Annotated in this window: 19 protein-coding genes; 6 read left to right on the top strand and 13 right to left on the bottom strand. The window is 65.1% G+C overall.

Annotated features, from left to right (window positions below; genetic code table 11):
• Positions 1-10 precede the first annotated feature (10 nt).
• The 3 genes from BRA471DRAFT_RS13605 to BRA471DRAFT_RS13595 all read right to left on the bottom strand — a co-directional run bounded on the left by BRA471DRAFT_RS13605 (position 11) and on the right by BRA471DRAFT_RS13595 (position 3,215).
• Positions 11-1,534: an FAD-dependent oxidoreductase gene (locus BRA471DRAFT_RS13605; RefSeq protein WP_007608057.1), complete on the bottom strand. Its 1,524-nt coding sequence runs from the start codon at positions 1,532-1,534 to the stop codon at positions 11-13.
• Positions 1,535-1,561: 27 nt separating this feature from the next.
• Entirely contained in the window at positions 1,562-2,188 is a 627-nt protein-coding gene (gene folE / locus BRA471DRAFT_RS13600; RefSeq protein WP_007608055.1) for a GTP cyclohydrolase I FolE, read from the bottom strand.
• A 136-nt stretch (positions 2,189-2,324) separates the two neighbouring features.
• Positions 2,325-3,215, bottom strand: a complete 891-nt coding sequence (locus BRA471DRAFT_RS13595) for an alpha/beta fold hydrolase (protein ID WP_007608049.1) — start codon at positions 3,213-3,215, stop codon at positions 2,325-2,327.
• Between the two features lie 105 nt (positions 3,216-3,320).
• Here BRA471DRAFT_RS13595 and BRA471DRAFT_RS13590 point away from each other — a divergent pair, with 105 nt between their 5' ends.
• Positions 3,321-3,653: a hypothetical protein gene (locus BRA471DRAFT_RS13590; RefSeq protein WP_007608047.1), complete on the top strand. Its 333-nt coding sequence runs from the start codon at positions 3,321-3,323 to the stop codon at positions 3,651-3,653.
• 90 nt (positions 3,654-3,743) lie between these two features.
• Here BRA471DRAFT_RS13590 and BRA471DRAFT_RS13585 read toward each other — a convergent pair whose 3' ends face one another.
• The 10 genes from BRA471DRAFT_RS13585 to hpaR form a co-directional block, all read right to left on the bottom strand.
• Positions 3,744-4,571, bottom strand: a complete 828-nt coding sequence (locus BRA471DRAFT_RS13585; protein ID WP_007608041.1) for a metal-dependent phosphohydrolase — start codon at positions 4,569-4,571, stop codon at positions 3,744-3,746.
• A gap of 218 nt (positions 4,572-4,789) precedes the next feature.
• On the bottom strand, positions 4,790-5,668 hold the full coding sequence (locus BRA471DRAFT_RS13580) for a transglutaminase family protein (RefSeq protein WP_007608040.1): 879 nt from the start codon (positions 5,666-5,668) through the stop codon (positions 4,790-4,792).
• Positions 5,665-8,190: a circularly permuted type 2 ATP-grasp protein gene (locus BRA471DRAFT_RS13575; protein ID WP_007608039.1), complete on the bottom strand. Its 2,526-nt coding sequence runs from the start codon at positions 8,188-8,190 to the stop codon at positions 5,665-5,667. Before BRA471DRAFT_RS13575 ends, BRA471DRAFT_RS13580 begins: the two co-directional genes overlap by 4 nt.
• A gap of 27 nt (positions 8,191-8,217) precedes the next feature.
• A complete protein-coding gene (locus BRA471DRAFT_RS13570; RefSeq protein WP_007608038.1) occupies positions 8,218-11,487 on the bottom strand; it encodes a DUF2126 domain-containing protein in 3,270 nt (1,089 codons plus the stop codon).
• A 225-nt stretch (positions 11,488-11,712) separates the two neighbouring features.
• Complete coding sequence (locus tag BRA471DRAFT_RS13565) at positions 11,713-13,017, bottom strand: methyl-accepting chemotaxis protein (protein ID WP_007608037.1); 1,305 nt, start codon at positions 13,015-13,017, stop codon at positions 11,713-11,715.
• Entirely contained in the window at positions 12,995-13,516 is a 522-nt protein-coding gene (locus tag BRA471DRAFT_RS13560) for a PAS domain-containing protein (protein ID WP_007608036.1), read from the bottom strand. Before BRA471DRAFT_RS13560 ends, BRA471DRAFT_RS13565 begins: the two co-directional genes overlap by 23 nt.
• Positions 13,517-13,702: 186 nt before the next feature.
• Entirely contained in the window at positions 13,703-15,226 is a 1,524-nt protein-coding gene (locus BRA471DRAFT_RS13555; RefSeq protein WP_007608034.1) for a UxaA family hydrolase, read from the bottom strand.
• Between the two features lie 170 nt (positions 15,227-15,396).
• A complete protein-coding gene (locus tag BRA471DRAFT_RS13550) occupies positions 15,397-16,173 on the bottom strand; it encodes an HpcH/HpaI aldolase/citrate lyase family protein (RefSeq protein ID WP_035974924.1) in 777 nt (258 codons plus the stop codon).
• 145 nt (positions 16,174-16,318) lie between these two features.
• Entirely contained in the window at positions 16,319-17,404 is a 1,086-nt protein-coding gene (locus BRA471DRAFT_RS13545; RefSeq protein WP_007608031.1) for a malate/lactate/ureidoglycolate dehydrogenase, read from the bottom strand.
• Positions 17,405-17,522: 118 nt separating this feature from the next.
• On the bottom strand, positions 17,523-18,041 hold the full coding sequence (hpaR, locus tag BRA471DRAFT_RS13540) for a homoprotocatechuate degradation operon regulator HpaR (protein WP_007608029.1): 519 nt from the start codon (positions 18,039-18,041) through the stop codon (positions 17,523-17,525).
• 110 nt (positions 18,042-18,151) lie between these two features.
• Here hpaR and hpaH point away from each other — a divergent pair, with 110 nt between their 5' ends.
• The 5 genes from hpaH (at position 18,152) to BRA471DRAFT_RS13515 (ending at position 23,112) form a co-directional block, all read left to right on the top strand.
• On the top strand, positions 18,152-18,958 hold the full coding sequence (gene hpaH, locus BRA471DRAFT_RS13535) for a 2-oxo-hept-4-ene-1,7-dioate hydratase (RefSeq protein ID WP_007608028.1): 807 nt from the start codon (positions 18,152-18,154) through the stop codon (positions 18,956-18,958).
• A 30-nt stretch (positions 18,959-18,988) separates the two neighbouring features.
• Entirely contained in the window at positions 18,989-19,387 is a 399-nt protein-coding gene (locus tag BRA471DRAFT_RS13530) for a 5-carboxymethyl-2-hydroxymuconate Delta-isomerase (RefSeq protein WP_007608025.1), read from the top strand.
• Positions 19,380-20,918: a 5-carboxymethyl-2-hydroxymuconate semialdehyde dehydrogenase gene (gene hpaE, locus BRA471DRAFT_RS13525; RefSeq protein WP_007608023.1), complete on the top strand. Its 1,539-nt coding sequence runs from the start codon at positions 19,380-19,382 to the stop codon at positions 20,916-20,918. Before BRA471DRAFT_RS13530 ends, hpaE begins: the two co-directional genes overlap by 8 nt.
• A 133-nt stretch (positions 20,919-21,051) precedes the next feature.
• Positions 21,052-22,035, top strand: a complete 984-nt coding sequence (gene hpaD, locus BRA471DRAFT_RS13520) for a 3,4-dihydroxyphenylacetate 2,3-dioxygenase (RefSeq protein ID WP_007608021.1) — start codon at positions 21,052-21,054, stop codon at positions 22,033-22,035.
• 207 nt (positions 22,036-22,242) lie between these two features.
• Positions 22,243-23,112 carry a fumarylacetoacetate hydrolase family protein gene (locus tag BRA471DRAFT_RS13515; protein ID WP_007608019.1) on the top strand — a complete coding sequence of 290 codons (870 nt, stop codon included), beginning with the start codon at positions 22,243-22,245 and terminating at the stop codon, positions 23,110-23,112.
• Positions 23,113-23,117: the final 5 nt, after the last annotated feature.

The following is a 23,117-nucleotide window of genomic DNA, read 5'->3' as shown; positions in this document are numbered from 1 at the left end:
ATGCGGCGCCTTAGCCGCGCGTCCGCTCCATCTCCAGCTCGGCCTTGAGATTGTCGAGATCCCTATAAATTGAAGCAACCGCAAGGACGCGGCCGCCCTTGCGATACTTCAGCAGGCAGTCCTTGCCGGAAATGCTGCCGTCGATCGCGATCTCGTCAAAACTCTCGGCGTGGCCGACATAGTTGATCGGCACGTCATAGTGCTGCGACCAGAAGAACGGCACGGCCTCGAAGCGCTCGCGCTTGCCGAGCATGTTGCGTGCCGCGGTCTGGCCCTGCCGCTCCGCCACGACCCAGTGCTCGACGCGGATGGTTTGCCGCGAATGCGGATCGGGCCAGCGCGCGATGTCGCCGGCCGCGAAGATGCCGGCTATGCTGGTCTCAAGATATTCGCTGACGCTGACGCCCCGGTCGGCCGCAAGCCCCGCCTGCTCGGCGAGCGCGAGGCGCGGCTTGACGCCGATGCCGACCACGACCAGTTCGGCCTCGATCACGCCGCCGCTCTTCAACGTGGCGCGCGTGCCGTCCAGCTTTTCCACGGTGTCCTCGAGATGGAAGTTAACACCATTCTCCTCATGCAGCGCGCGCACGAAATCGCCCATCTCGGGACCGAGCACCTTCTGCATCGGCCGTTCGTCCGGCGCGACCACGTGCACCTCGATCTTGCGTGCCCGCAAGGAGGCCGCAACTTCGAGGCCGATGAAGCTGGCACCGATCACCAGCGCACGCTTGGCGCTGCCGGCCGCCTTGATGATGGCGCGGCTGTCGGCGACCGAGCGCAGGGTGTAGACATGAGGCTGGTCCGCACCCGGAATCTGCAATCTGACCGGCTCGGCGCCGGTCGCGAGCAGCAGCCGGTCGAACGGCAGCCTGTCGCCGTTGCCCAGCGTCACGCTGCGCGTCTTCGCCTCGATCGCGGCGACATTCGTGTTGAGCCTGAGATCGATCCCGGCGTCCCGATAGTCCTCCTCGCCCCGCAGCGGCAGCCAATCCTCCGGCGCGTTGCCCGCGAGGTAATCCTTGGAGAGATTGGGCCGGTCCACCGGCATCGCGCTGTCATTGCTGAGCATGGTGATGGCGCCGGCAAAGCCCTCGCGACGGAGCGTCTGCGCCGCCGCGAAACCCGCCGCGCCGCCGCCGATGATGACGAATTTTTCCGGCGTTGGCGCTGTACGGTGAGGCACCGGAGGCTTCGGTATCTCGCGCTTGCGCTGAACGACGATCTTGTCCTGATCGCGCGAGACCTCCCACACCGCCAGCGCATTCAGCGCCGGCGGACGGGTCGCCTCGCCTGACCGCAAGGAGAAACAGGCGTGATGCCAGGGGCAGCGGATGGTGTCGCCAACCACCAGCCCTTCGGCGAGCGGTCCGTGATAATGGCTGCAGGCCGGCTCGATCGCGAAGATCTCGCTGCCGGCCTGCACCAGCAGGACGTCTTCCTCGCCGACATGGCCGAGCAATTTGCCGTCCTTGAACGCGGCAAGCGTCACACCCCTGCTCAGGTCGGGCCCGCTTGGCTTCTTGTCCTCGGTCATGGCATTGCCTCCTTGAGCCGTCGCGGATCAATCGTCCGAATTGGCCAGCCCCAGCAGCTCCTGGCGCGTCAGCGCATTGTCGCGGAACACGCCGAGCATGCGGCTGGTGACGAGATCGGTCCCAGGCTTGTGCGCGCCGCGCGTGGTCATGCAGTGATGCGTCGCCTTGATGATGACTCCGACACCTTCAGGCCGCAGCACATCGTTGATCGTGTTGGCGATCTGCGCGGTCATCTTCTCCTGGATCTGAAGCCGCTTGGCGTAGATGTCGACGAGACGCGCGAGCTTGGAGATGCCGACGACGCGCCCTTGCGGGATATAAGCGACCCAGGCGCGGCCGACGATCGGTGCCATGTGGTGCTCGCAATGGCTTTCGAAGCGAACGCCGCGCAGGACGATCATCTCGTCATAGCCTTCGATCTCCTCAAAGGTCTTTTGCAGGATTTCGGTCGGATCCTGCGCATAGCCGGAGAAATACTCCTCGAAGGCGCGCGCGACCCGGTCCGGCGTATCGCGCAGACCGTCGCGCGCGGGATCGTCGCCGGCCCAGCGGATCATGGTCCGGATCGCCTGCTCGACCTCCGCCCTCTCGGGCCGCTCGGTCGGCGCCTGCGCGACCGCGACACGTTCCAGCCTGCGCGTTTGCGTCTTCATCGAAAACCTCCCCTGCAACGAACCGCATACAGAATGCGGCCCACAGCTTGGACGGCTGCGATTGGAAAAGGTTCCCGAGATCAGGAAAAATTGGAAGCTGCGAGAGCGGCAAGACAGTGGGACGAGAAACCCGGCTCTACGAGGCCGCTTTCCGCACATCGAGCACGGCCTGCGCCCATTCGGCCGGCCGCTCCTGCGGCAAATTGTGGCCGGCCCTAGCGAACACACGTGCCTCGAAAAAGCCCTCGAACTTGCGCGCGTGATGCGCGGTGCCGGAATTAACGCCGTCGCTGTCGCCGTCGATCGCGATGGTCGGCACCTGGATCGGCGGCTGGGCGGCGAGCTTCGCCTCGATCGCGGCATAGGCGGGATCGCCCGCGACCAGGGCATAACGATGACGGTAGGAGTGGATCACGACATCGACGAAATCAGGATTGTCGAACGAGATTGCGCTGGTCTCGAACGTCGCGTCGTCGAAGGCCCATGTCGGCGACCACATCGACCAGAGCTGGCGCGCAAAACCGCGCCGGTTGCGCTCCAGCGCGCGGCGGCCGCGCTCGTTGTGGAAGAGATATTGATACCAGAGCGCCGCCTCCTCCGGTGGCGAAGCCGGCTCCATCGAACGCGCGATGTTCTGGATGTTGTAGGAATTGCCCGAGACCAGCGCGATCACGCGCTCCGGGTGCAGCACCGAGACCACGCAGGCTGCGCGCCCGCCCCAGTCGTAACCGCCGACCACCGCGCGCGAGATTCCAAGCGCATCCATGAAGGCCAGGAGATCGGCGCCAAGCGCCGCCTGCTCGCCGGAGCGCAATGTCGCAACGGAGCGGAACCGCGTCGGCCCGTAGCCGCGCAGCCAGGGCACCAGCACCCGCGCGCCCGCTTGCGCCATGATCGGCGCGGTCTCGGCATAGGCGTTCACGTCGTAGGGAAAGCCGTGACCCATGATGCAGGGCCAGCCGTCCGGCGCGCCGTATTCGCGATAGGCAATGTCGAGGATGTCGGTGGTGACTGATTTTTCTTGCATGCCGCGCACTCAATTGAGCGCGGCAGCATAAAGGCAACGACGGCTGTGATCCATCCCCTCGCGATTTTCGTTTCGCCTGCAATCGAATGAACCGCGAGAATCGAGATGGTCTATGTCTCAATGACCGGCTTTCGCCCGAAAGGCGTCATGCAGCTGCCTATGTTCTGGTGGCGAACGAGGTCGTCCTTCGTGCAGGCTCGGCGCGCGCCCGGCAATCTGCTCACCGCTGTCAGAGTGATCGGAGGTGTCTATTACACTCTGACGGCATGGGCGGATCCGGCAAGCATGCGCCGCTTTGTGTTGGCCGGCGCGCATCTCCAGGCCACGAAGAGCTCCAGCAAACTCGGTACCGGGTGGGTTTTCGGCTATGCCTGCGACGAGATCCCCGACTGGGACAGTGTTTACGAACTCTGGAAATTGCACCGCCGAGAGGTGTGACGGGCCGTTCGTTTGCCAGTGATCCGGGAGCGCGCCTGCAATGCGCCGCGATCCGGCATGGCGCAGCGAAATCCAGGCGATACATCCGCCTTATTTCTGCGGCCCGGACAACGTGATGTCACGCTCGGCGCGGAAGACGTTGCTGTAGAGGTTGGCGATCCACTGGCGACCAATCTCGGTCTTGTTGAGATAACCAATCTCGGTCTGAATGTGCGGCGCGACGCTGTTCCAATAGAACTGCGGATAACGGTTCACGATGTCGGCCGGCGAATCGTAGCCGAGCTGGCGGTTCATGCCGACCTCCTCGAACTCGTAGTAGAGCGCGTTGGCCTTGCGCAGATAGTTGGGATCTCCGAGCTGGCCGATGAAGTCGGCGGCGCGCAGGATCGAGGCGTCGTCGTCATAATCCTGGCCTTCCCGGGCCGGAAACCGCGTGCCCTCGATGGCGCGGGCGATGCGTTCCGGATCGAGCCCTGGAATATGCTGCAGCCGGCGCATGACGTACAGCTTGGACCGGTCGACATGATACATCATCAGGCTGGCATCTGATGAGCCGCGGGGCAGCGAGACCTTGGTGCCTGCCGCATCGACCACAAAACCGTCCTCGTCATCTTCCTCGAACAAGCCGCGGACATAACCGATGTCATGGGCAAGACACGCGATCAGGACGTGGACGTAATCCTCGGCCGAGAGATGAATATGAAGATACCGGCCGCTCAGGATGGAATGGCCCGCGAGCGTGACCAGCATCGTATGCTCGACATTGTGATAAAGCGCATCGCTGTTGCCGATGCATTCCATTGCAGTGCGGGTTGCGCTCTCGACGATGTTTGCCGGAGCATCGCCGTATCTGCGGCGCATGAACGAACCCAGCGTCTTCTCCAGGGATTCAGCCGCCAGTCTCGGTAACGTCATCATGGATGCAGCCCCGTCTGTCGGTGGTGTCCCATGCCAACTCCCGACGTCTCATTGTTGTCCTCGACGCAGGCATCAGCATAACCCATCTTGGGCCGACTGGCCAAACCCGGGAACGAAAATACGGAAATATGTTGCGGTTTGTGCCCCGCGATATCGCGGTTGCGGTGTGGGCCTGACACACCCGGGCTCGGACGTCGCCGGCACGGCAGGATATGCAATCATTCCACCAGCAGCACGTCGACGGCGACGTCGAGCTTCTGCTTCGGCGAGCCGACGATGATGCCGTCGACCGGCGAAACGTCGGAAAAGTCGCGACCGACCGCGAGCACGATATGGTCGCCAGCAACCATAAGATCGTTGGTCGGATCGAAATCGACCCAGCCAAGCTCCTCCCCGCACCACAGCGACACCCAGGCATGGGTGGCATCGGCGCCCTGCAGGCGCGGCTGGCCCGCCGGCGGAATGGTGCGGAGATATCCGCTGACATAGGCCGCGGGCAGGCCCAGCCCGCGCAAGCCCGCGATCATGATATGGGCAAAATCCTGACAGACGCCATGGCGCTTGACGAAGACCTCGTTGAGCGGCGTCGAGATTACCGTCGCCTTCGGGTCGTAGCGAAATTCGGCGCGGATGCGATGCATCAGATCGACCGCCCCGGCGAGGATACCCACACCTGGCGCGAAGCTTTGCGCCGCATAGGCGCTGACCGGTCCCAGCACCGGCACCAGCGGGCTCGCAAAGACATAGCCGACCGGCGAGGACGGCCCGAGGCTCGTCGCCTCGAAGGCGATGTCGCGAATGCTCTCCCAGCCCGGGCTGTCAGCGTCACGCGCCCGGGGCTGGCGCGACACCTTCACGCGAGAGCGGGAATCGATGCGCAGAGTGCGATGCGCGGCCTCGATCACCACACTCTCGGTCAGCGTGCCGAAGAAATCGCGGCGGACGCTACGCTCCGCGGGGCGCGGACGAATCTCGACCTTGTGCGAGATCAGCTCCTGGCCATGGCCGCTCCTCGGCTCCAGCCGCAGCGTGCAGCGGGCGAAGCTGACCGGACTCTCGTATTCGTAGGTGGTGACGTGACGGATGTCGTAGATCACGCCAGCCCCGTCAGTTTTTCCGGCCGGCTGGCATTGGGGCCGTGCGGGAAGTAGTGCTGCCCGACTGCCTCGGCGAGGCTGAGCAGATCCTGCTCGAGCGCGAACAGCGTCTTGACCTCGAGCTTCTCGGCCTCCGCGGTCGCGAGCATCGCCTGCATCGCGACCGCAAGCCGCTGCGGCTTTTCGATCAGGCCGTGCTCCTTCAGGCTCGGCAGTGCGGCGATGTGCTCGTTCAGCGCCGTCACCTGGAACGCCACCGAACGCGGATTGTAGCTGTCGAGCACGGCGAGGTCGCGCACCGGCGCCAGGATCGGCGCCAGCAGATAACGCGAGCGGTAGGTGATCTGGCAATCCACCAGCGTCAGCAGGATATCGAGATCCTCATCGCCGGCTTCGTCATAGGCAAACTGCCGGGCAAAACGCGTGGTGTTGATGGCGCGCTCGGTGCGGCGGCCGATATCGAGGAAGCGCCAGCCCGCGGCGCGGTTCATGTTCTCATGCGCAAGGCCGGCAAAGCTCGCGAGCTCCTGCAAGGTCAGCTCGGCCGCGCTCAGCACGCTGTCGTCGTCCTCGACCTCGACGGCCAGCCGCTCGGCCATCTCGGTGATGACTTGCCAGGCATCGGGCGACAGCCGCTCGCGCAAGGAGGTCGCGGTGCGCTGGGCCGCGCGGACCAGCGACAGTGCCGAGCCGAAACGCTCCGGGCTCTGCAGCGCTTCGGCGACGATGCGGCCGGGCGCCGCGCGCGAGGTCTGCGAGATCGCGCCCCAGGTCACCAGCAGGCGCTGGATACGCTCGGCCGATTGCAGCGAGGCCGCGGTGCCCTTGTTGGGCCCGCTCGGCGAGCCCAGCGCCCGCACCAGCCGCAGCGTCGCCTCGGCGCGTTCGAGATAGCGGCCGAGCCAGAACAGATTGTCGGCGGCGCGGCTCGGCAGCACGCCGGCGATACGGCGGATGCGCACCTTGTCGACTGCAGGCAGCAGCGTCGCGGTCGAGACCTGCTTGTCCGAGACCACCCAGACATCGGCGGAGCGCGCGCCGTCGCCCATCGACACCGCGCGCGCATCCGGCTGCTCGGCGATCCGGCAGAAGCCGCCGGGCATGATGGCCCAGCCGTCGGGCGTCGCGGCTGCGAACACGCGCAGCACGAAGGGACGGGGCGTGATCTGCCCCTGCTCCCACACCGGCATGGTCGAGAGCCGCACCACCTCCTGGCCGACATAGTCCATGCCGCGCGCGGCGATGGCGTCGCTCAGGCGCCGGCGCCCGGCGGCGTCGAGCTCGCTCGCGAGCACCGGACCGTTGCTGTCGAAACCGGGAACGCCGCGCTGATAGGCGCCCTCGATCGCGACCTCGTCGAGCCGCGACAACACCTCGTCGCGCGCCGAGCGCTGGCCGCACCACCAGGTTGCGATGTGCGGCATCTTCAGCTCTTCCCCGAGCAGGCGGCGGCTCAGCGCCGGCAGGAAGCCGAGCATCGCGCGCGCCTCCAGAACGCCCGAGCCGGGCATGTTGGCGACCACGACGCCGTCCTTGCGCAACACGTCGATCAGGCCGGGGACACCGAGCCGCGAGGAGGCGTCGAGCTCGAGCGGGTCGAGCGAATTGGAATCGACACGGCGCAGCAGCACGTCGAGGCGCTTGAGGCCCGCAACCGTGCGGATGTGAATATGGTTGTCGCTGACGGCGAGATCGTCGCCCTCGACCAGCAGGAAGCCGAGATAGCGCGCCAGCGTCGCGTGCTCGAAATAGGTCTCGCTGAAGCTGCCCGGCGTGAGCACGCCAATGCGCGGCTCGTCGCGGTCGGCGCGCGCACGCAGACTGTCGCGAAACGCTTCGAAGAACGGCGCGACGCGCGGCACGTTCATCGACTTGTAGAGATCGGAGAAGGCGCGCGAGAGCACCAGGCGGTTCTCCAGCGCATAGCCCGCGCCCGACGGCGCCTGCGTGCGGTCTCCGAGCACCCACCAGCGGCCGTCGGGCCCGCGGCCGACATCGGCGGCATAGAGCGAGAGATAGCGCCCGCCCGGCGGCGGCACGCCGCAGACCGGACGGAGATATTCGGGGCTGCCGGCAATCGCGGCCGCAGGCAACGCGCCTTCGGCGACGAGGCGGCCCTCGCCATAGATGTCGCGCAGCACAAGCTCGAGCAGCTCGGCGCGCTGGGTGATGCCGTCGGACAGCTGCTTCCAGTCGGCCTCGTCGATCAGCAGCGGCAGATGGCTGATCGACCAGGGCCGGTCGGCGCTCTCGCCGGGCGCGCGATAGGTGACGCCGGCCTCGCGGAGATGACGGTCGGCCATGCCAAACCGCCGCTCGACCTCGTCGGGCGCGAGCGCGCCGAAGGCATCGAAGAAGCGGCTCCAGACCGCGCGGGGCTTGCCGTCCGGGCCGAGAAACTCGTCGGGGATACCGGGCAGGCGCCTATAGTCGCGGACCCATTGCGCCAAGCGGCGCTGGCCATCACGTTGACCTTGCGCCTGACCCCCCTTGTCGTCCCCTTCGGCTGCGCCCTCGGCCATGCGCCTCTCCCTGCCCCGGCATCATACTCATTGCAGGAGCGGGGACCGCAAGTCGAGAGTCAGCGGAAACTCATTTGTGCGTTCCTCGGGCGGCGGCTGCATCGGGCCCGGCGTATGGCCATGGTCCTGGAAACGCGCCAGCCGCCGCGCCTCGGCCTCGTAGGTGTTGACGGGCTTGGTGTCGTAGCTGCGGCCGCCGGGATGGGCGACGTGATAGACGCAGCCGCCGAGCGAGCGGCCGTTCCAGGTGTCGATGAGATCGAATGTCAGGGGCGCGTGAACGGGAATGGTCGGGTGCAGGCCGGAGGCCGGCTGCCAGGCCTTGAAGCGGACGCCGGCCACCGCCTCGCCGGAGCGGCCGGTGGCGGTCATCGGCAGGCGGCGGCCGTTGCAGGTGACGATATGGCGGCCCTCGACGAACCCCTCCGCCTTGACCTGGAGCCGCTCGACCGATGAGTCGACATAGCGCACGGTGCCGCCGGCCGAGCCCTCCTCGCCGAGCACGTGCCAGGGCTCAAGTGCCTGCCGCAGCTCCAGCGTCACGCCGCCATGATGGATGCGGCCGAAAGCGGGGAAGCGGAATTCGAGCTGCGCCAGATACCATTCGGGCTCGAACGGATAGCCGGACTGCTTCAGCTCGGTGAGCACTTCGAGGAAATCTTCCCAGATGAAGTGCGGCAGCATGAAGCGATCATGCAGCGCGGTGCCCCAGCGCACGAACTTGCCTTGTTGCGGCTCGCGCCAGAATTTTGCGATCAGCGCCCGGATCAGCAACTGCTGCGCCAGCGACATGCGCGGATCCGGCGGCATTTCGAGCGCGCGGAATTCGACCAGGCCGAGGCGGCCGGTCGTGCCGTCCGGTGAATAGAGCTTGTCAATGCAGATCTCGGCGCGATGGGTGTTGCCGGTGATGTCGACGAGGAGATGCCGGAACAAGCGATCCACCAGCCACAGCGGTGCCTGAACGCCCGGCGGCGGCACGTGGGTGAGCGCGACCTCGAGCTCGTAAATGCTGTCGTGGCGGGCTTCGTCGATGCGCGGTGCCTGGCTGGTCGGACCGATGAACAGGCCGGAGAAGAAATAGGACAGCGCCGGATGACGCTGCCAGTGCAGCACCAGGCTCTTCAACAGATCGGGGCGGCGCAGGAACGGCGAGTCCTGCGGGGAGGAGCCGCCGACCACGACGTGATTGCCGCCGCCGGTGCCGGTGTGGCGACCGTCGACCAGGAAGCGATTGGCGCCGAGGCGTGTCTTGCCGGCATCTTCATAGAGCCCGGCGGTGATCTCGACCGCCTCGCGCCAGTTCTTTGCCGGCTGGACGTTGACCTCGATCACGCCCGGATCGGGCGTCACCTTGATGACGTCGACGCGCGGATCGAATGGCGGCGGATAGCCCTCGACATGGACCTGGAGCTGCATCTCCTCCGCCGTCGCTTCGAGCGCAGCGATCATCTCGAGATAATCCTCGATCTGCTCGACCGGCGGCATGAAAGCGCAGAGCACGCCGTCGCGGACCTCGACCGACATCGCGGTACGGACCGGGACGGAGGTGTTGAGCTCTTCCGGCTCGAGCCGCTCCGGCGAGTCCGGACGCGCCGGAAGGCTGAACACGGGCAGCTTGCCGCGGGCCTCCATCGGATCCCGCTCGACGATGTAGGGATATTGATCGGGCGGGACATAGCCGAGCGAGTCCAGCGGAAGGCGCAGGCCGAGCGGCGAATCCCCCGGCATCAGGAACAGATGACTGCGGCGGAGCTGCCAGCGCTCACTGCGCCAGCGTGGCGCCGCATTCCAGCGCTGCACGGGCAGCACGAAGCCGCGAGGATTGTTGAGCCCCTGCTCGAACACCCGCGCCATCCGCGCGCGGGCCTCCGGATCGGACAATTTGGAATCGGACGGATCGACGTTGACGGGAAGCTCGGATTCCTTCTGCAGCCAGTACGCGGTGTCCTCATAGGCCGGCATGATGTAACCGGGATCGAGGCCAAGCCGCAGCGCCGCGCCTTCCACGAACGCCTGGACGTCCTTGGCCTGCGCCGGCCGCGGATTTTCGATGCAGGCGATGAGGTCGGCATTCTTCCAGATCGGTACGCCGTCCTTGCGCCAGTACAGGCCAAACGCCCAGCGCGGCAGGCTTTCGCCGGGATACCATTTGCCCTGACCGAAATGCAGCAGGCCCCCGGGTCCGAAACGCGCGCGCAGCCGGCGGATCAGATCGTCGGCGAGCCCGCGCTTGGTCGGGCCGACGGCGTCCGTATTCCACTCGGCGCCTTCGAGATCATCGACGGAGACGAAGGTCGGCTCGCCGCCCATGGTCAGACGCACATCTTGCGCCGCAAGATCGCCGTCGACCTGCTCGCCGAGATCGTTGAGCCGTATCCAGGATTCGTCGGAGAACGGCTTTGTGATGCGCGGCGCCTCGCGAATGCGCTTGACGCTCATGTCGAAGGCGAATTCGACCTCGGCAAAGCCGGCACCGCCGGAGATCGGCGCGGCCGAACGGTAGTGCGGCGTCGCCGCGACCGGGATGTGACCCTCGCCGGCCAGCATGCCCGAGGTCGCGTCGAAACCGATCCAGCCCGCGCCCGGCAGATAGACCTCGGCCCAGGCGTGCAAATCGGTGAAATCGTTCTCGACCTCCGGCGGCCCCTCGATCGGATCGATGTCGGGACGGACCTGGATCAGATAGCCGGAGACGAAACGGGCGGCGAGACCGAGGTGCCGGAAGGTCTGGATCAGAAGCCAGGCGGAGTCACGGCATGAGCCGGCCGCGGAGGAGAGCGTCTCCTCCGGCGTCTGCACGCCCGCTTCCATGCGGATGACGTAGCCGATCCTTTTCTGCAACTCCCTGTTGAGATCGACCAGGAAGTTGACGGTGTTCGGGGCTTCGTGCGGAATCGTATCGAGATATTTCGCGAACAGCCGATCGGGCTTGACGGTCTCCAGATAAGGCGCGAGTTCGGTCTTGAGATCTTGCGTATATTCGAACGGAAAGCTGTCGGCATAGGGCTCGACGAAGAAGTCGAACGGATTGACCGTGGTCATCTGCGCCGTGAAATCGACCTCGATCTTGAGCTCGGTCGTCTTCTCCGGGAAGACGTAACGCGCGATCCAATTGCCTAGCGGATCCTGCTGCCAGTTCACGAAATGATTGGCCGGAGTGACCTTGAGCGAATAACTCAGGATCGGCGTGCGCGTATGCGGCGCCGGCCGCAGACGGATGGTCTGCGGGCCGAGATCGATCGGGCGGTCGTATTTGTAGTGCGTGACGTGGTGTAATGCGACGTAGATCGACACGGGGTGCGGTACTCCAGCAGCTTTTTTGAGCAGAACACCGCTGGTGACCTCGATCAAGCACTAACAACGGGCAAAGGGTGCCTAGGAAGTATCCCCCGTTGTCCACGGGGCAATCGCAGCGTCATGGCCGGGCTTGTCCCGGCCATCCACGACCTTCTTTCACGGTCCCCAAGAACGTGGATGCCCGGGACAAGCCCGGGCACGACGACCTCATGTGGGGTAACGTTACGCCGCTGAGGTCAACCGTTGCAGGAACTGCGTCACCTCGCGCCGGAGCGTTTCGACCTCGCCATGGACGCGTTCGGAGGCGCTGTTGACGCGGCTCGCCACACGGCCGGTGTCGGCGGCGGCTTCGCTGATGCCGGTCACGTTGGAGGACATTTGCGAGGTACCGGATGAGGCTTCCTGGACGTTGCGGGCGATCTCACGGGTGGCGAGACCCTGCTGCTCGATCGAGGTCGCGATCGAGGCGGTGATGCCGTTGATCTCGGTGATGGTCTGCGCGATCGCCTCGACGGCGGCGACCGAGTTGGTGGTCGATTGCTGCATCTCGCCGACCTTGGCGCTGATTTCCTCGGTCGCCTTCGCGGTCTGGTTGGCGAGGCTCTTGACCTCGGATGCGACCACGGCGAAGCCGCGACCGGCCTCGCCTGCCCGCGCGGCCTCGATGGTGGCGTTGAGCGCCAAGAGATTGGTCTGCTCGGCAATCGCGCTGATCAGCTTGACCACGTCGCCGATCCGCATCGCCGCATCCGCAAGCGTGCGGATCTCGGTGCCGGCACGATTGGCTTCGTTCACCGCCCGCTCCGTGCTCGTGCTGGAGCCCGCCACCTGGCAGCTGATCTCGGTGATCGATGATGCGAGCTGCTCCGCGGCGCTCGCGACGGTGGCGACGTTGCGCGAGGCCCGGTCGGACGCACTGAGCACGCCGGAGGTCTGCTGGCTGGTCTTCTCGGCCGCCGCCGCCATCTGGCCGGCGTCGGATTCGAGATCGGTCGCCGCGCCCATCAGAGTGCCGGCGACCTGGTCGAGATGCGTGCCGGACTGCGTTGCGAGGTCCGCGATCTCGACCACGCGACGGCCGAGGCTGTCGGTGCCGGAATTGATGACGGTGGCCGAACGGCGGAACGAGCCGGGCAATCCGCGCGCGAGGATCTTGCGGAAATATTTGCCGCGGCTGGCATAGTCCATCGAGGCCGAAGCTTCCCGCAAATAGGCATCGGTGACGTCGAGCATGTCGTTGACCGACTTCTGAATGGCGCCGATCCGTCCGGCCTGGCGGATGCTGAGGATGCGCGCCTCGAGGTCGCCGCGTGCCGCCTTGCGGCACACGTCTGCCACCTCGTCGACGGCCACCGCCGTGCGGTACTGGCACCAGACGGCATAGCCGAGCAGCGCGACCGTAACGCCTAGCAACGCCGCGCCGGAAATTCCGGTCGCGCCGGACAGCGAGAGCACGAACGCAACGACGGCAAGAACAGATGCGAGCGCGGTCGCTCCCTGCGCCTTAGAGAGAGAGCACAAATTCATCGTAACCGACACCCTGTTGCTTGAGCAGCCCGACCATCGCCTCGAAGCTCGCATGCATGCCGTCCTTGGCATTGGCATGCCGCGCCTCTTCCGCGCACAGCGCCTTGTAGATCGGCTTGATGCGCTCGATCTGCGCTGGATCGGGCTTGCGACGGTTGGAGTGATAGCCGACGATATTGCCACGCTCGTCGAATGTCGGCGTGACGTGGGCGAACACCCAGTAATGGCTGCCGTCCTTCGCGAGGTTGACGACGTAGGCGAAGATCTCCTGCCTGGACTGGAGCGTGTCCCACAACAGCTTGAAGACGGAGCGCGGCATCTCGGGGTGGCGGATCAGGCTGTGGGGCGCGCCCATCAGTTCGTTCCAGGAGTACTTCGCCATGCGGATGAAGACATCGTTGGCGTAGGTGATGCGGCCCTTGAGATCGGTCTTCGAGACGATCAGCTCCTCCTCTCCGAGGAGATTTTCCACGCCGGTCGGCCGTATCGCACGCGTCATCGTTGACGAATCCTCACGAAGGGCGAACGCCCCAAATGAGTGGAGCTCGCATCGCTCCAGGGATTACGGCAGAAGATGTTAATCAGGTGTGACCGCGGAAACCCTCGTGATCACTTCACGGCTCCGTATCATTACTTAGGAGCCTCGCTTGCAGTGCGCGGCTACCGCCGACGCGCAACGATGGGATTACATCGTCGCGCCCAGCACCCAGGGCGCGAACTCGGCGCCGCCGAAATCAAAACTCTCGCTCTTGGTCGGCTGTCCCGAAGCCGTCTTGAGAATCAGATCGAAGATGCGCTGGCCGCACTGCTGAACGCTCTCCTCGCCTTCGAGGATGGTGCCGCAATTGACGTCCATGTCCTCTTCCATGCGCTTGTACATGGGCGTGTTGGTGGCGAGCTTGATCGACGGCGCTGGCTTGCAGCCGAACACGCTGCCGCGCCCCGTGGTGAAGCAGACCAGATTGGCGCCGCCGGCGACCTGCCCGGTCGCGGCAACCGGATCGTAGCCGGGCGTGTCCATGAACACGAAACCCTTCTTGGTGATGGGTTCGGCATAGCGCAGCACTTCGACGAGGTTGGTGGTGCCGGCCTTCGCCATCGCGCCGAGCGACTTCTCCAAAATGGTGGTGAGACCGCCGGCCTTGTTGCCCGGGCTCGGATTGGCGTTCATCTCGGCGCCTTCGCGCGTCGTGTATTCGTCCCACCAGCGCATGAGATCGACCAGCTTCTCGCCGACCTCGCGGCTGACGGCGCGGCGCGTCAGCAGATGCTCGGCGCCATAGGTCTCCGGCGTCTCCGACAGGATCACGGTGCCGCCGTGACGCACGATGAGATCGCTGGCCGCGCCCAGCGCCGGGTTGGCGGAGACACCGGAATAGCCATCCGAACCGCCGCATTGCAGCGCCACGGTCAATTCGCTCACCGGAACGGACTCGCGCTTGACCTTGTTGGACTCCGCAAGTGCCTCGCGCACGAAGGCAATGCCGGCTTCCACCGTCTTGCGGGTGCCGCCGACCTCCTGGATGTCCATTGCGCGCAGACGTCCGGCGAGCTTCTGCTCCTCCATCAGGCCGCCGATCTGGTTTACCTCGCAGCCGAGGCCGAGCACGATGACGTGGGAGAAGTTCACGTGCCGCGCATAACCGCCGAGCGTGCGGCGGAGAAGTGCCAGCGGCTCGTTCTGCGTCATGCCGCAGCCGGTCTTGTGGGTCAGCGCGACCACGCCGTCGACATTGGGGAAGTCGGCCAGCGGATTGTCGCCAGTGAACGGATTCTTCTTGAACACGTCGGCGACGAGGCTTGCGACATGCGCGCTGCAATTCACCGAGGTGAGGATGCCGATATAGTTGCGCGTGGCGACGCGGCCGTCCGGGCGGCGAATGCCTTCGAAGCTCGCCGGGAGATCGAAATTCGGCGTCGGCTTGACGTCGGCGCAATAGGCGTAGTCCTTGGCGAAATCGCCCATGCCGCAATTCTGCACGTGCACGTGCTGGCCCGGCGCGATCGGCACCGTCGCAAAGCCGATGATCTGGCCGTAGCGTATCACCGGCTCGCCCAATGCGATCGGCTTGATCGCGACCTTGTGGCCGGAAGGAATGCGCTCGACCGTGGTTACGCCGTCGGCCACCAGCGTTCCCGGCGGCAAGCTCGCGCGCGCGATCAGCACGCCATCATCGGGATGGAGGCGAATGACGGGGCTGATGGTCATGGGAGGTCTCCTTGGTCTTCACGTATCGTGCCCCGGACGCAGCGCAGCGCGAAAGCGGTGCGCTGCTGAGCCGGGGCCTAGTTGTCACGTCATCTGCTTGGTTAGCGACTGGGTCCCGGCTCTGCGATGCACCGCTTCGCGCTGCATCGCGTCCGGGACACAGAGAGAGCTCAGGCCTTGCCGCCGGAATCCTTGCGGGTCGCATTCACCTGCATCTTGGCGTACGTGGTCATCAGGCCGACCTCGTTCGAGAGCGTCACCAGCTTGAAGCCCATGTTGATGGCGCGCGCGGCACCCTCGGCGCCGCTGCAATGGATGCCCGGGTTGAGGCCGCGCTTGCCGCACTCCTTGATGATCTTCTCGTAGATCGCGAGGATTTCGGGCTCGGTGCGATCGAGCTTCGGTTCGAGGCCGTAGGAGAAGCCGAGGTCGGACGGACCGATATAGACGCCGTCGATGCCTTCGACGTCGAAGATCGCTTCCATGTTCTCGACCGCGGTCCTGGTCTCCATCATCGGCAGCAGCACGATGTCGTCGTTGGCCGTCTTCTGGTAGGAGCCAGCGGTGCCGTACATGCCGGCGCGGATCGGGCCGTTGGAGCGCACGCCCTTCGGCGGGTACTTGGAATAGGAGACGAGATTCCTGGCTTCCTGCGGCGTATTGACCATCGGGCAGATCACGCCATAGGCGCCGCCATCGAGCACCTTGCCGATGATGCCGGGCTCGTTCCAGGGCACGCGGACCATCGGCGTGATGGGGTGCTTGTCCATCGCCTGGAAGCACTGCACCATCGACAGATAATCCTGCACGCCGTGCTGCATGTCGACGGTGACGCTGTCGAAGCCGCATTGCGCGATCATCTCGGCCGAGAAGCCGGAGGGAATCGCGAGCCACGCGTTGACCACGGCCTTGCCCGACTTCCAGATTTCCTTGACCTTGTTCGCCACGTTGCCTTCCTTCTTTGTTGTTTGGGCCGTCATTGTTTAAGTCGTCGTTATTTGGACCTTCGTCACCATGACGAGCGTCGCGACAGCACAGCCCCGCTGTTACCGCGAACTGGCGCGCCGCGCTACGCTCGCAATGACGCAAGACCTATGCGGTCGCCCTCTGGATGCTGACTTCGCTGACGCCGACCTCGCGGGCGGTATTCACTATTGCCGCCCAGGTGTCATCCGGCAAGGGGATGCCGTTTTGGGTCCGCTCAGCCCGGGTTTTCCGCTCGGGGTCGCCGGGAATCAGCACCTGGTCGACCCCGGACACCGGCTTGGTGGCACGGATGAAGTCGGCATAGCGCGACACCTCTGCGTCGAAGACATGGGAGGTATCGACCACTTTCGGATCGACGTAGAAGGCCAGCATGCCGTTGGCGAAGCGCCGACCGCCGGACGTGGCCCCGGTTCCGGTCAACGCGCCGCCGAGCAGCTCGCACATGAAGGCGAGGCCCGAGCCCTTGTGCTCGCCGAACGCACGGATCGCGCCCGTTCCCTTGGTGTGATCGCGCGGCCCATCCGGCGTGTAGGGGCCGTAGAGCACGGCCGGCTCCTCGCTCAGGCTGCCGTCGGCATCGACCAGCGCGCCCTTCGGCAACTTCTTGCCGCCGCGGCTTGCGACCAGCACCTTGCCCTCGGCCACGACCGAAGTCGCAAAATCAAGCACGATCGGATCCTGGCCCTCGCGCGGAATGCCGACGCAATAGGGTGCGGTGGAGAGCCGTTTCTCCACGCCGCCGAACGGCGCCACCAGCAGCGAGCCGGCGGCATTGACGAAATGAACCGAGATCAGTCCTTCGGCGGCGGCCATCTCGGCCCAATCGCCGACGCGGCCGATATGGCCGGCATTGCGTAGCGCGACAGCGGCAAGTCCCGCCTTCCTGCACTTCTCGATGCCGATCCGGACCGCCTGCGGCGTCACGGTCTGGCCATAGCCGAACTTGCCGTCGATCACCGCGAGCGAGGGCGTGTCGAGCACGATTTCGGCGTTCTGGTTGGGCACGACCGCGCCGCTCTTCTGCCAGCGGATATAGACGGGGACGCGGATCACGCCGTGGCTGTCATGGCCGGTCAGATTCGCCGTGGTTAGATAAGTGGCGATGCGCCTGGCTTCGTCAGGCGACGACTGCGCATGCGCGAAGACCTCGGTGACGAAGTCGATCAGCTTCTGAACCTGGATGGTGACCATGAGGGTCTGTTTGCCTCTACCTCGGCGCCGATTTTGCAGTCATCGGCTTGAGCGGCACTTGAGCGAAAAAATGCGGCGATGTCCATGATTGTTGCCGCGCGCTTGCGCATATCTGCTTTCACTCCCCGGCACTTGCCTCCTCGCCCGCGCCGAGCCCTGCGAGACTTTGTTCGAGCTCGCCAAGCATCTCCTGCAACTCGACGAGCTTGCGTGCGCCAAAGCGGCGCGTGATCTCCGCATAGATCGCTTCGGAGGATGGCGCCACGGAGGCCATCAGCTTCACGCCCTTTTCCGAGATCGAGACCATGCTGCGGCGCTGGTCCGCCTTCGCGGTCTTGCGCTCGATCAGGTTGCGCGCCTCCAGATCACGCAGGATCCGCGACAGGCTCGGTCCGAGCAGGAACGCGGTGCGCGCGAGTTCCGTGACCTCGACCGTATCGATCGCCGCGAGGGCGCGCAGAATGCGCCATTGCTGCTCGGTCAGGCCGTGCTCACGCAACGAGGGACGGAACTGCCGCATCACCGCTTCGCGTGCCCGCAGCAACGACATCGGCAGCGAACGCGAGAAGTCACGCATCGGCACCTGCCGCACGGCGGGCTCGCTTCCGTCCGCAGGATCAGCCGGTCTCTTCGTCATGACGCCCTTTCAAGCCGCGAAACGTTTGCAGTGCAGCAAGCCAATTTGCGATTGACGCATTCACTTAACATGTTAAGTATCTTCCGGCACCACGATTTGTAAGATTACACATGGCGCTTTCAAACGACGATATCCGAGCTTGCGCGAACCGTCTGCATCAGGCGGAGAAGACCCGTACGCAGATCCGGCAGCTCTCGCAGGACTTTCCCGACATCAGCATCGCTGACGCCTATGCGATTCAGAAGGCCTGGGTCGACGTCAAGATCGCCGAAGGGCGCATCGTCCGGGGACACAAGATCGGCCTGACCTCGAAGGCGATGCAAAGCGCGCTCGGAATCAACGAGCCGGATTCCGGCGTGTTGCTCGACGACATGTTCTTCGCCGATGGCGGCCTCGTCCCGACGGAGCGCTTCATTGCGACGCGCGTGGAAGCCGAGCTCGCCTTCGTCATGAGCAAGCGCCTCGCGGGCCCCGACTGCACGCTGTTCGACGTGCTCAACGCCACCGATTTCGTGGTGCCGGCGCTGGAGATTCTGGACACGCGGATCGAACGCGTCGATCCCCGGACAAAGGCGACGCGAAAGATCTTCGACACCATCGCCGATAACGCGGCGAACGCCGGCATCGTGCTCGGTGGACGGCCGATCCGTCCGCTGGACGCGGACCTGCGCTGGATCGGCGCGTTGTGTTTCAAGAACGGCCAGCTCGAAGAGACCGGCCTTGCCGCCGGCGTGCTCAATCATCCCGCCACGGCCGTTGCCTGGCTCGCCAACAAGATCGCGCCGCTTGGGCTAGCGCTCGAGCCCGGACAGGTCGTGCTGGCGGGCTCCTTCATCCGTCCGATCGAGACCCGCAAGGGCGACACAATTCAAGCCGATTATGGCGCCTACGGCTCGGTGAGCTACTACTTCGCCTAGACGAACAAAAAGACAGGGAGTGAAACCGCGATGCCGCATTTCACGATCGAGTATTCGGCCAATCTCGACGACCGCCTCGACATCGGCGCGGCGTGCGAGGTGGTACGCAGGGCGGCGGTCGAGACCGGCATCTTCCCGCTCGGCGGCATCCGCGTCCGCGCCGTCAGATGCGAGCATTATGCGATCGCCGATGCGCGGCAAGACTACGGCTTTCTCGACATGGTGCTGCGCATTGGCGAAGGCCGTGATCTGCCAACCCGCAAGCAGGCCGGCGAACATGTCTTCCAGGCGCTCTCCCGCCATCTCGATCCCGTCTTCGCAAGCTCCAAATTCGCCCTGTCGTTCGACATGCAGATCAACGACAAGGACACGAGTTGGAAGCGCAACAACATCCACGACGCCCTGAAGGCGGAGGCCGCCCATGGATAAGCCCACGCCGAAAACCGATGTGTTCCAGGCCAATCGCGACCGCATAGCACCGCTGCTGAAGACGCTGCGCGCCGACGGCATCGGCCACATGATCGACGGCAAGATCGTGCCGTCGATCTCGGGCGAGACCTTTGAGACCAAGTCGCCGGTCGACGGCGCGACTCTGGCCAGCGTCGCGCGCGGCAATGCCGAGGATATCGATCGCGCCGCCACCGCTGCTTCGCTGGCCTTCAAATCCTGGCGCGACATGGCGCCGGCGATGCGGAAGAAGCTGCTGCATCGCGTCGCCGACGCCATCGAGGACAATGCCGAGGACATCGCGGTGCTCGAATGCATCGACACCGGCCAGGCCTATCGCTTCATGGCCAAGGCCGCGATTCGCGCCGCCGAGAATTTCCGCTTCTTTGCCGATCGATGCGGCGAGGCGCGCGACGGCCAGAACACGCCGAGCGACGAGCATTGGAACGTCTCGACCCGCGTGCCGATCGGCCCGGTCGGCGTCATCACGCCGTGGAATACGCCGTTCATGCTTTCGACCTGGAAGATCGCCCCTGCCCTCGCGGCCGGGTGCACCGTCGTGCACAAGCCGGCCGAGTGGTCGCCGGTCACGGCGGCCATTCTTGCAAAGCTCGTCAAGGAAGCCGGCGTGCCCGACGGCGTGCTCAACACCGTGCACGGCTTTGGCGAAGAGGCCGGCAAGGCGCTGACCGAGCATCCCGCCATCAAGGCGATCGGCTTTGTCGGCGAAAGTTCGACCGGCTCGGCGATCATGGTTCAGGGCGCGCCCACGCTGAAGCGCGTGCATTTCGAGCTCGGCGGCAAGAACCCCGTCATCGTGTTCGACGACGCCGATCTCGACCGCGCGCTCGATGCGGTCGTGTTCATGATCTACTCGCTCAACGGCGAGCGCTGCACGTCGTCGAGCCGCCTGCTGATCCAGGCCAGCATCGCGGAGAAATTCGTGGAGAAGCTGGCCGCGCGGGTAAGAGCCCTGAAGGTCGGCCATCCCCTCGATCCCGCAACCGAGATCGGGCCCCTGATCCACGAGCGGCATCTGGCAAAGGTGTGCTCTTATTTCGACGTCGCACGCCAGGACGGCGCGACGATTGCGGTTGGCGGCAAGGCCTATGACGGGCCGGGCGGCGGACATTATGTCGAGCCGACGCTGGTGACCGGCGCGCATGGCAAGATGCGCGTGGCGCAGGAAGAGGTGTTCGGCCCCTTCCTCACCGTGCTTCCCTTTAAGGACGAAGCAGACGCGATCGAGATCGCCAACGACATCCGCTATGGCCTGACCGGCTATGTCTGGACCAACGATGTCGGCCGCGCGTTGCGTGTCGCGGATGCGCTGGAGGCCGGCATGATCTGGCTGAACTCGGAAAACGTCCGCCATTTGCCGACGCCGTTCGGCGGCATGAAGGCCTCAGGCATCGGCCGCGACGGCGGCGATTACTCGTTCGATTTCTACATGGAAACCAAGCACGTCTCGCTGGCGCGGGGCACGCACAAGATTCAGAAGCTGGGAATCTAGAACCGCCGTCGTTCCGGGGCGGCGCGGAGCGTCGAACCCGGAACCTCGAGATTCTCAGGTGCGCAATTGCGCACCATAGTTCGGCTCTGCGAGCCGCCCCGGAATGACGGGGGACCTCAAGAGGGGAAACGCAATGCCCGTACCGCAACATGTCTTCGAGCCGCCGTTCAACATCATCCGCTCCAGCCACGCCGTGCTGGACGTCACCGATCTGAAGCTCAGCCGCGAGTTCTATGAAAGCGTTGTCGGCCTGCATGTCGAGGACGCCGACGACAAGGTCGTTTACTTGCGCGCCGCCGAGGAGCACCAGCATCACTCGCTGGTGTTGCGCAAGGCGGCGGCGCCCGCCTGCAACCGCCTCGGCTTCAAGGTCGGCAATGACGGGGATCTGGACAAGGCCGCGAAGTTCCTGTCCGAGAACGCTCTGGGCTACGCGTTCATCGATCAGCCGTTCCAGGGCCGCACGCTGCAATTCACCGATCCCTTCGGCTTCCAGATCGAGCTGTATGCGTCGATGGACCGGCGGCCGCATCTGCTGCGCCGCTACGATCTCTACAGGGGCTGCCATCCGCAGCGGCTCGACCATTTCAACGTGTTCGCCGCCGAAGTGCAGGACACCGTCGAATTCTATGCCCGGCTCGGCTTTCGCCTCACCGAATACGCCGAGGAGGACGGACCGAACGGGCGCATCGCCGCGGCCTGGATGCATCGCAAGGGCAATGTCCACGATTTTGCCATCACCAACGGCAAGGGCCCGCGGCTGCACCACTTCGCGTACTGGACGCCGACGGCGATGAACATCATCCATCTCTGCGACGTCATGGCCTCGCAGGGCTTCGTGAAGAACATCGAGCGTGGTCCCGGCCGCCACGGCATCTCGAATGCGTTCTTCCTCTACGTTCGCGACCCCGATGGACACCGGCTGGAGCTCTACACCAGTGACTATTTCACCGGCGATCACGATCACGAGCCGCTGCGCTGGTCGCTGCGCGATCCCCGTCGCCAGACATTGTGGGGCGCACCCGCCCCGCGCTCCTGGTTCGAGCAGGGCTCGCCGTTCTCCGGCCAAGCCGTGCGTGAGCCGAAGTTCGTGGCCGACGTGCTGGTGGCGGATTGATGCTAGCGCAGAACTTTCAGTCCGCCGTCCCGGCCTAGTGCGCAATTGCGCACGGGGGCCAGGACCCATAACCACAGGGAGGAGTTTGGCGAAGACACGTTGTTCGGTACGCCTACCTTCTCCAATCGAAAGATCACGCGGTATGGGTCCCGGCCCCCGTGCGCAATTGCGCACTAGGCCGGGACGACAAAGAATGATGAGCAGCCAATGAACCCCCCTCGCCTCGCCACCTATTCCGTCAAGGGTGCAACGAAGTATGGCGCCGTCGTCGACGGCGGCATTGTCGATCTCTCCGCGCGCCACCGAAAAGACTATCCGACGCTGCGCGAGGTGATCGCGGCAGGACAGCTCGCGAGCCTTGCCGAGGACGCCGCCGGCCACACGCCCGATCACGCGCTTGGTGACATCATCTGGCTGCCGCCGGTGCCCGCGCCGGAAAAGATCATCTGCATCGGCGTCAATTATCCCGAGCGCAATGCCGAGTACAAGGACGGCCAGGACGCGCCGAAATATCCGAGCATGTTCATGCGCTCGCCGCGCTCCTTCGTCGGCCACGACACGCCGCTGGTGCGCCCGCGCGCCTCCGCGCAGCTCGACTATGAGGGCGAGATCGTGCTGGTGATCGGCAAGCAAGGCCGGCACATCCCCGAAAGTTCTGCGCTCGACCACATCGCCGCGCTGACGCTCTGCAACGAAGGCTCGGTGCGCGACTGGCTGCGCCATGCCAAGTTCAATGTCACGCAAGGCAAGAACTTCGATTCCAGCGGCAGTCTCGGCCCGTGGCTGGTGCCGTACACGCAGGAATCGCAGATCGCCGACATCCGCCTCACCACGCACGTCAATGGCGAGCTGCGGCAGGACGACCGCACCAGCCGGCTGATGTTTCCGTTCCGCTATCTCATCAGCTATATCTCGACCTTCGCAACGCTCGTTCCCGGCGACGTCATCGTCACGGGCACGCCAACGGGCGCCGGTGCGCGGTTCGATCCGCCGCGTTATCTCAAGCCGGGCGATATTATCGAAGTCGCGGCCGAGGGCATCGGAACCTTACGCAACGGCGTCGTCGACGAAGCCTGAACACC

It is taken from the genome of Bradyrhizobium sp. WSM471 (assembly GCF_000244915.1).
Taxonomy (GTDB): Bacteria; Pseudomonadota; Alphaproteobacteria; order Rhizobiales; family Xanthobacteraceae; genus Bradyrhizobium.
This window is presented reverse-complemented; position numbering and strand designations above follow the sequence as displayed.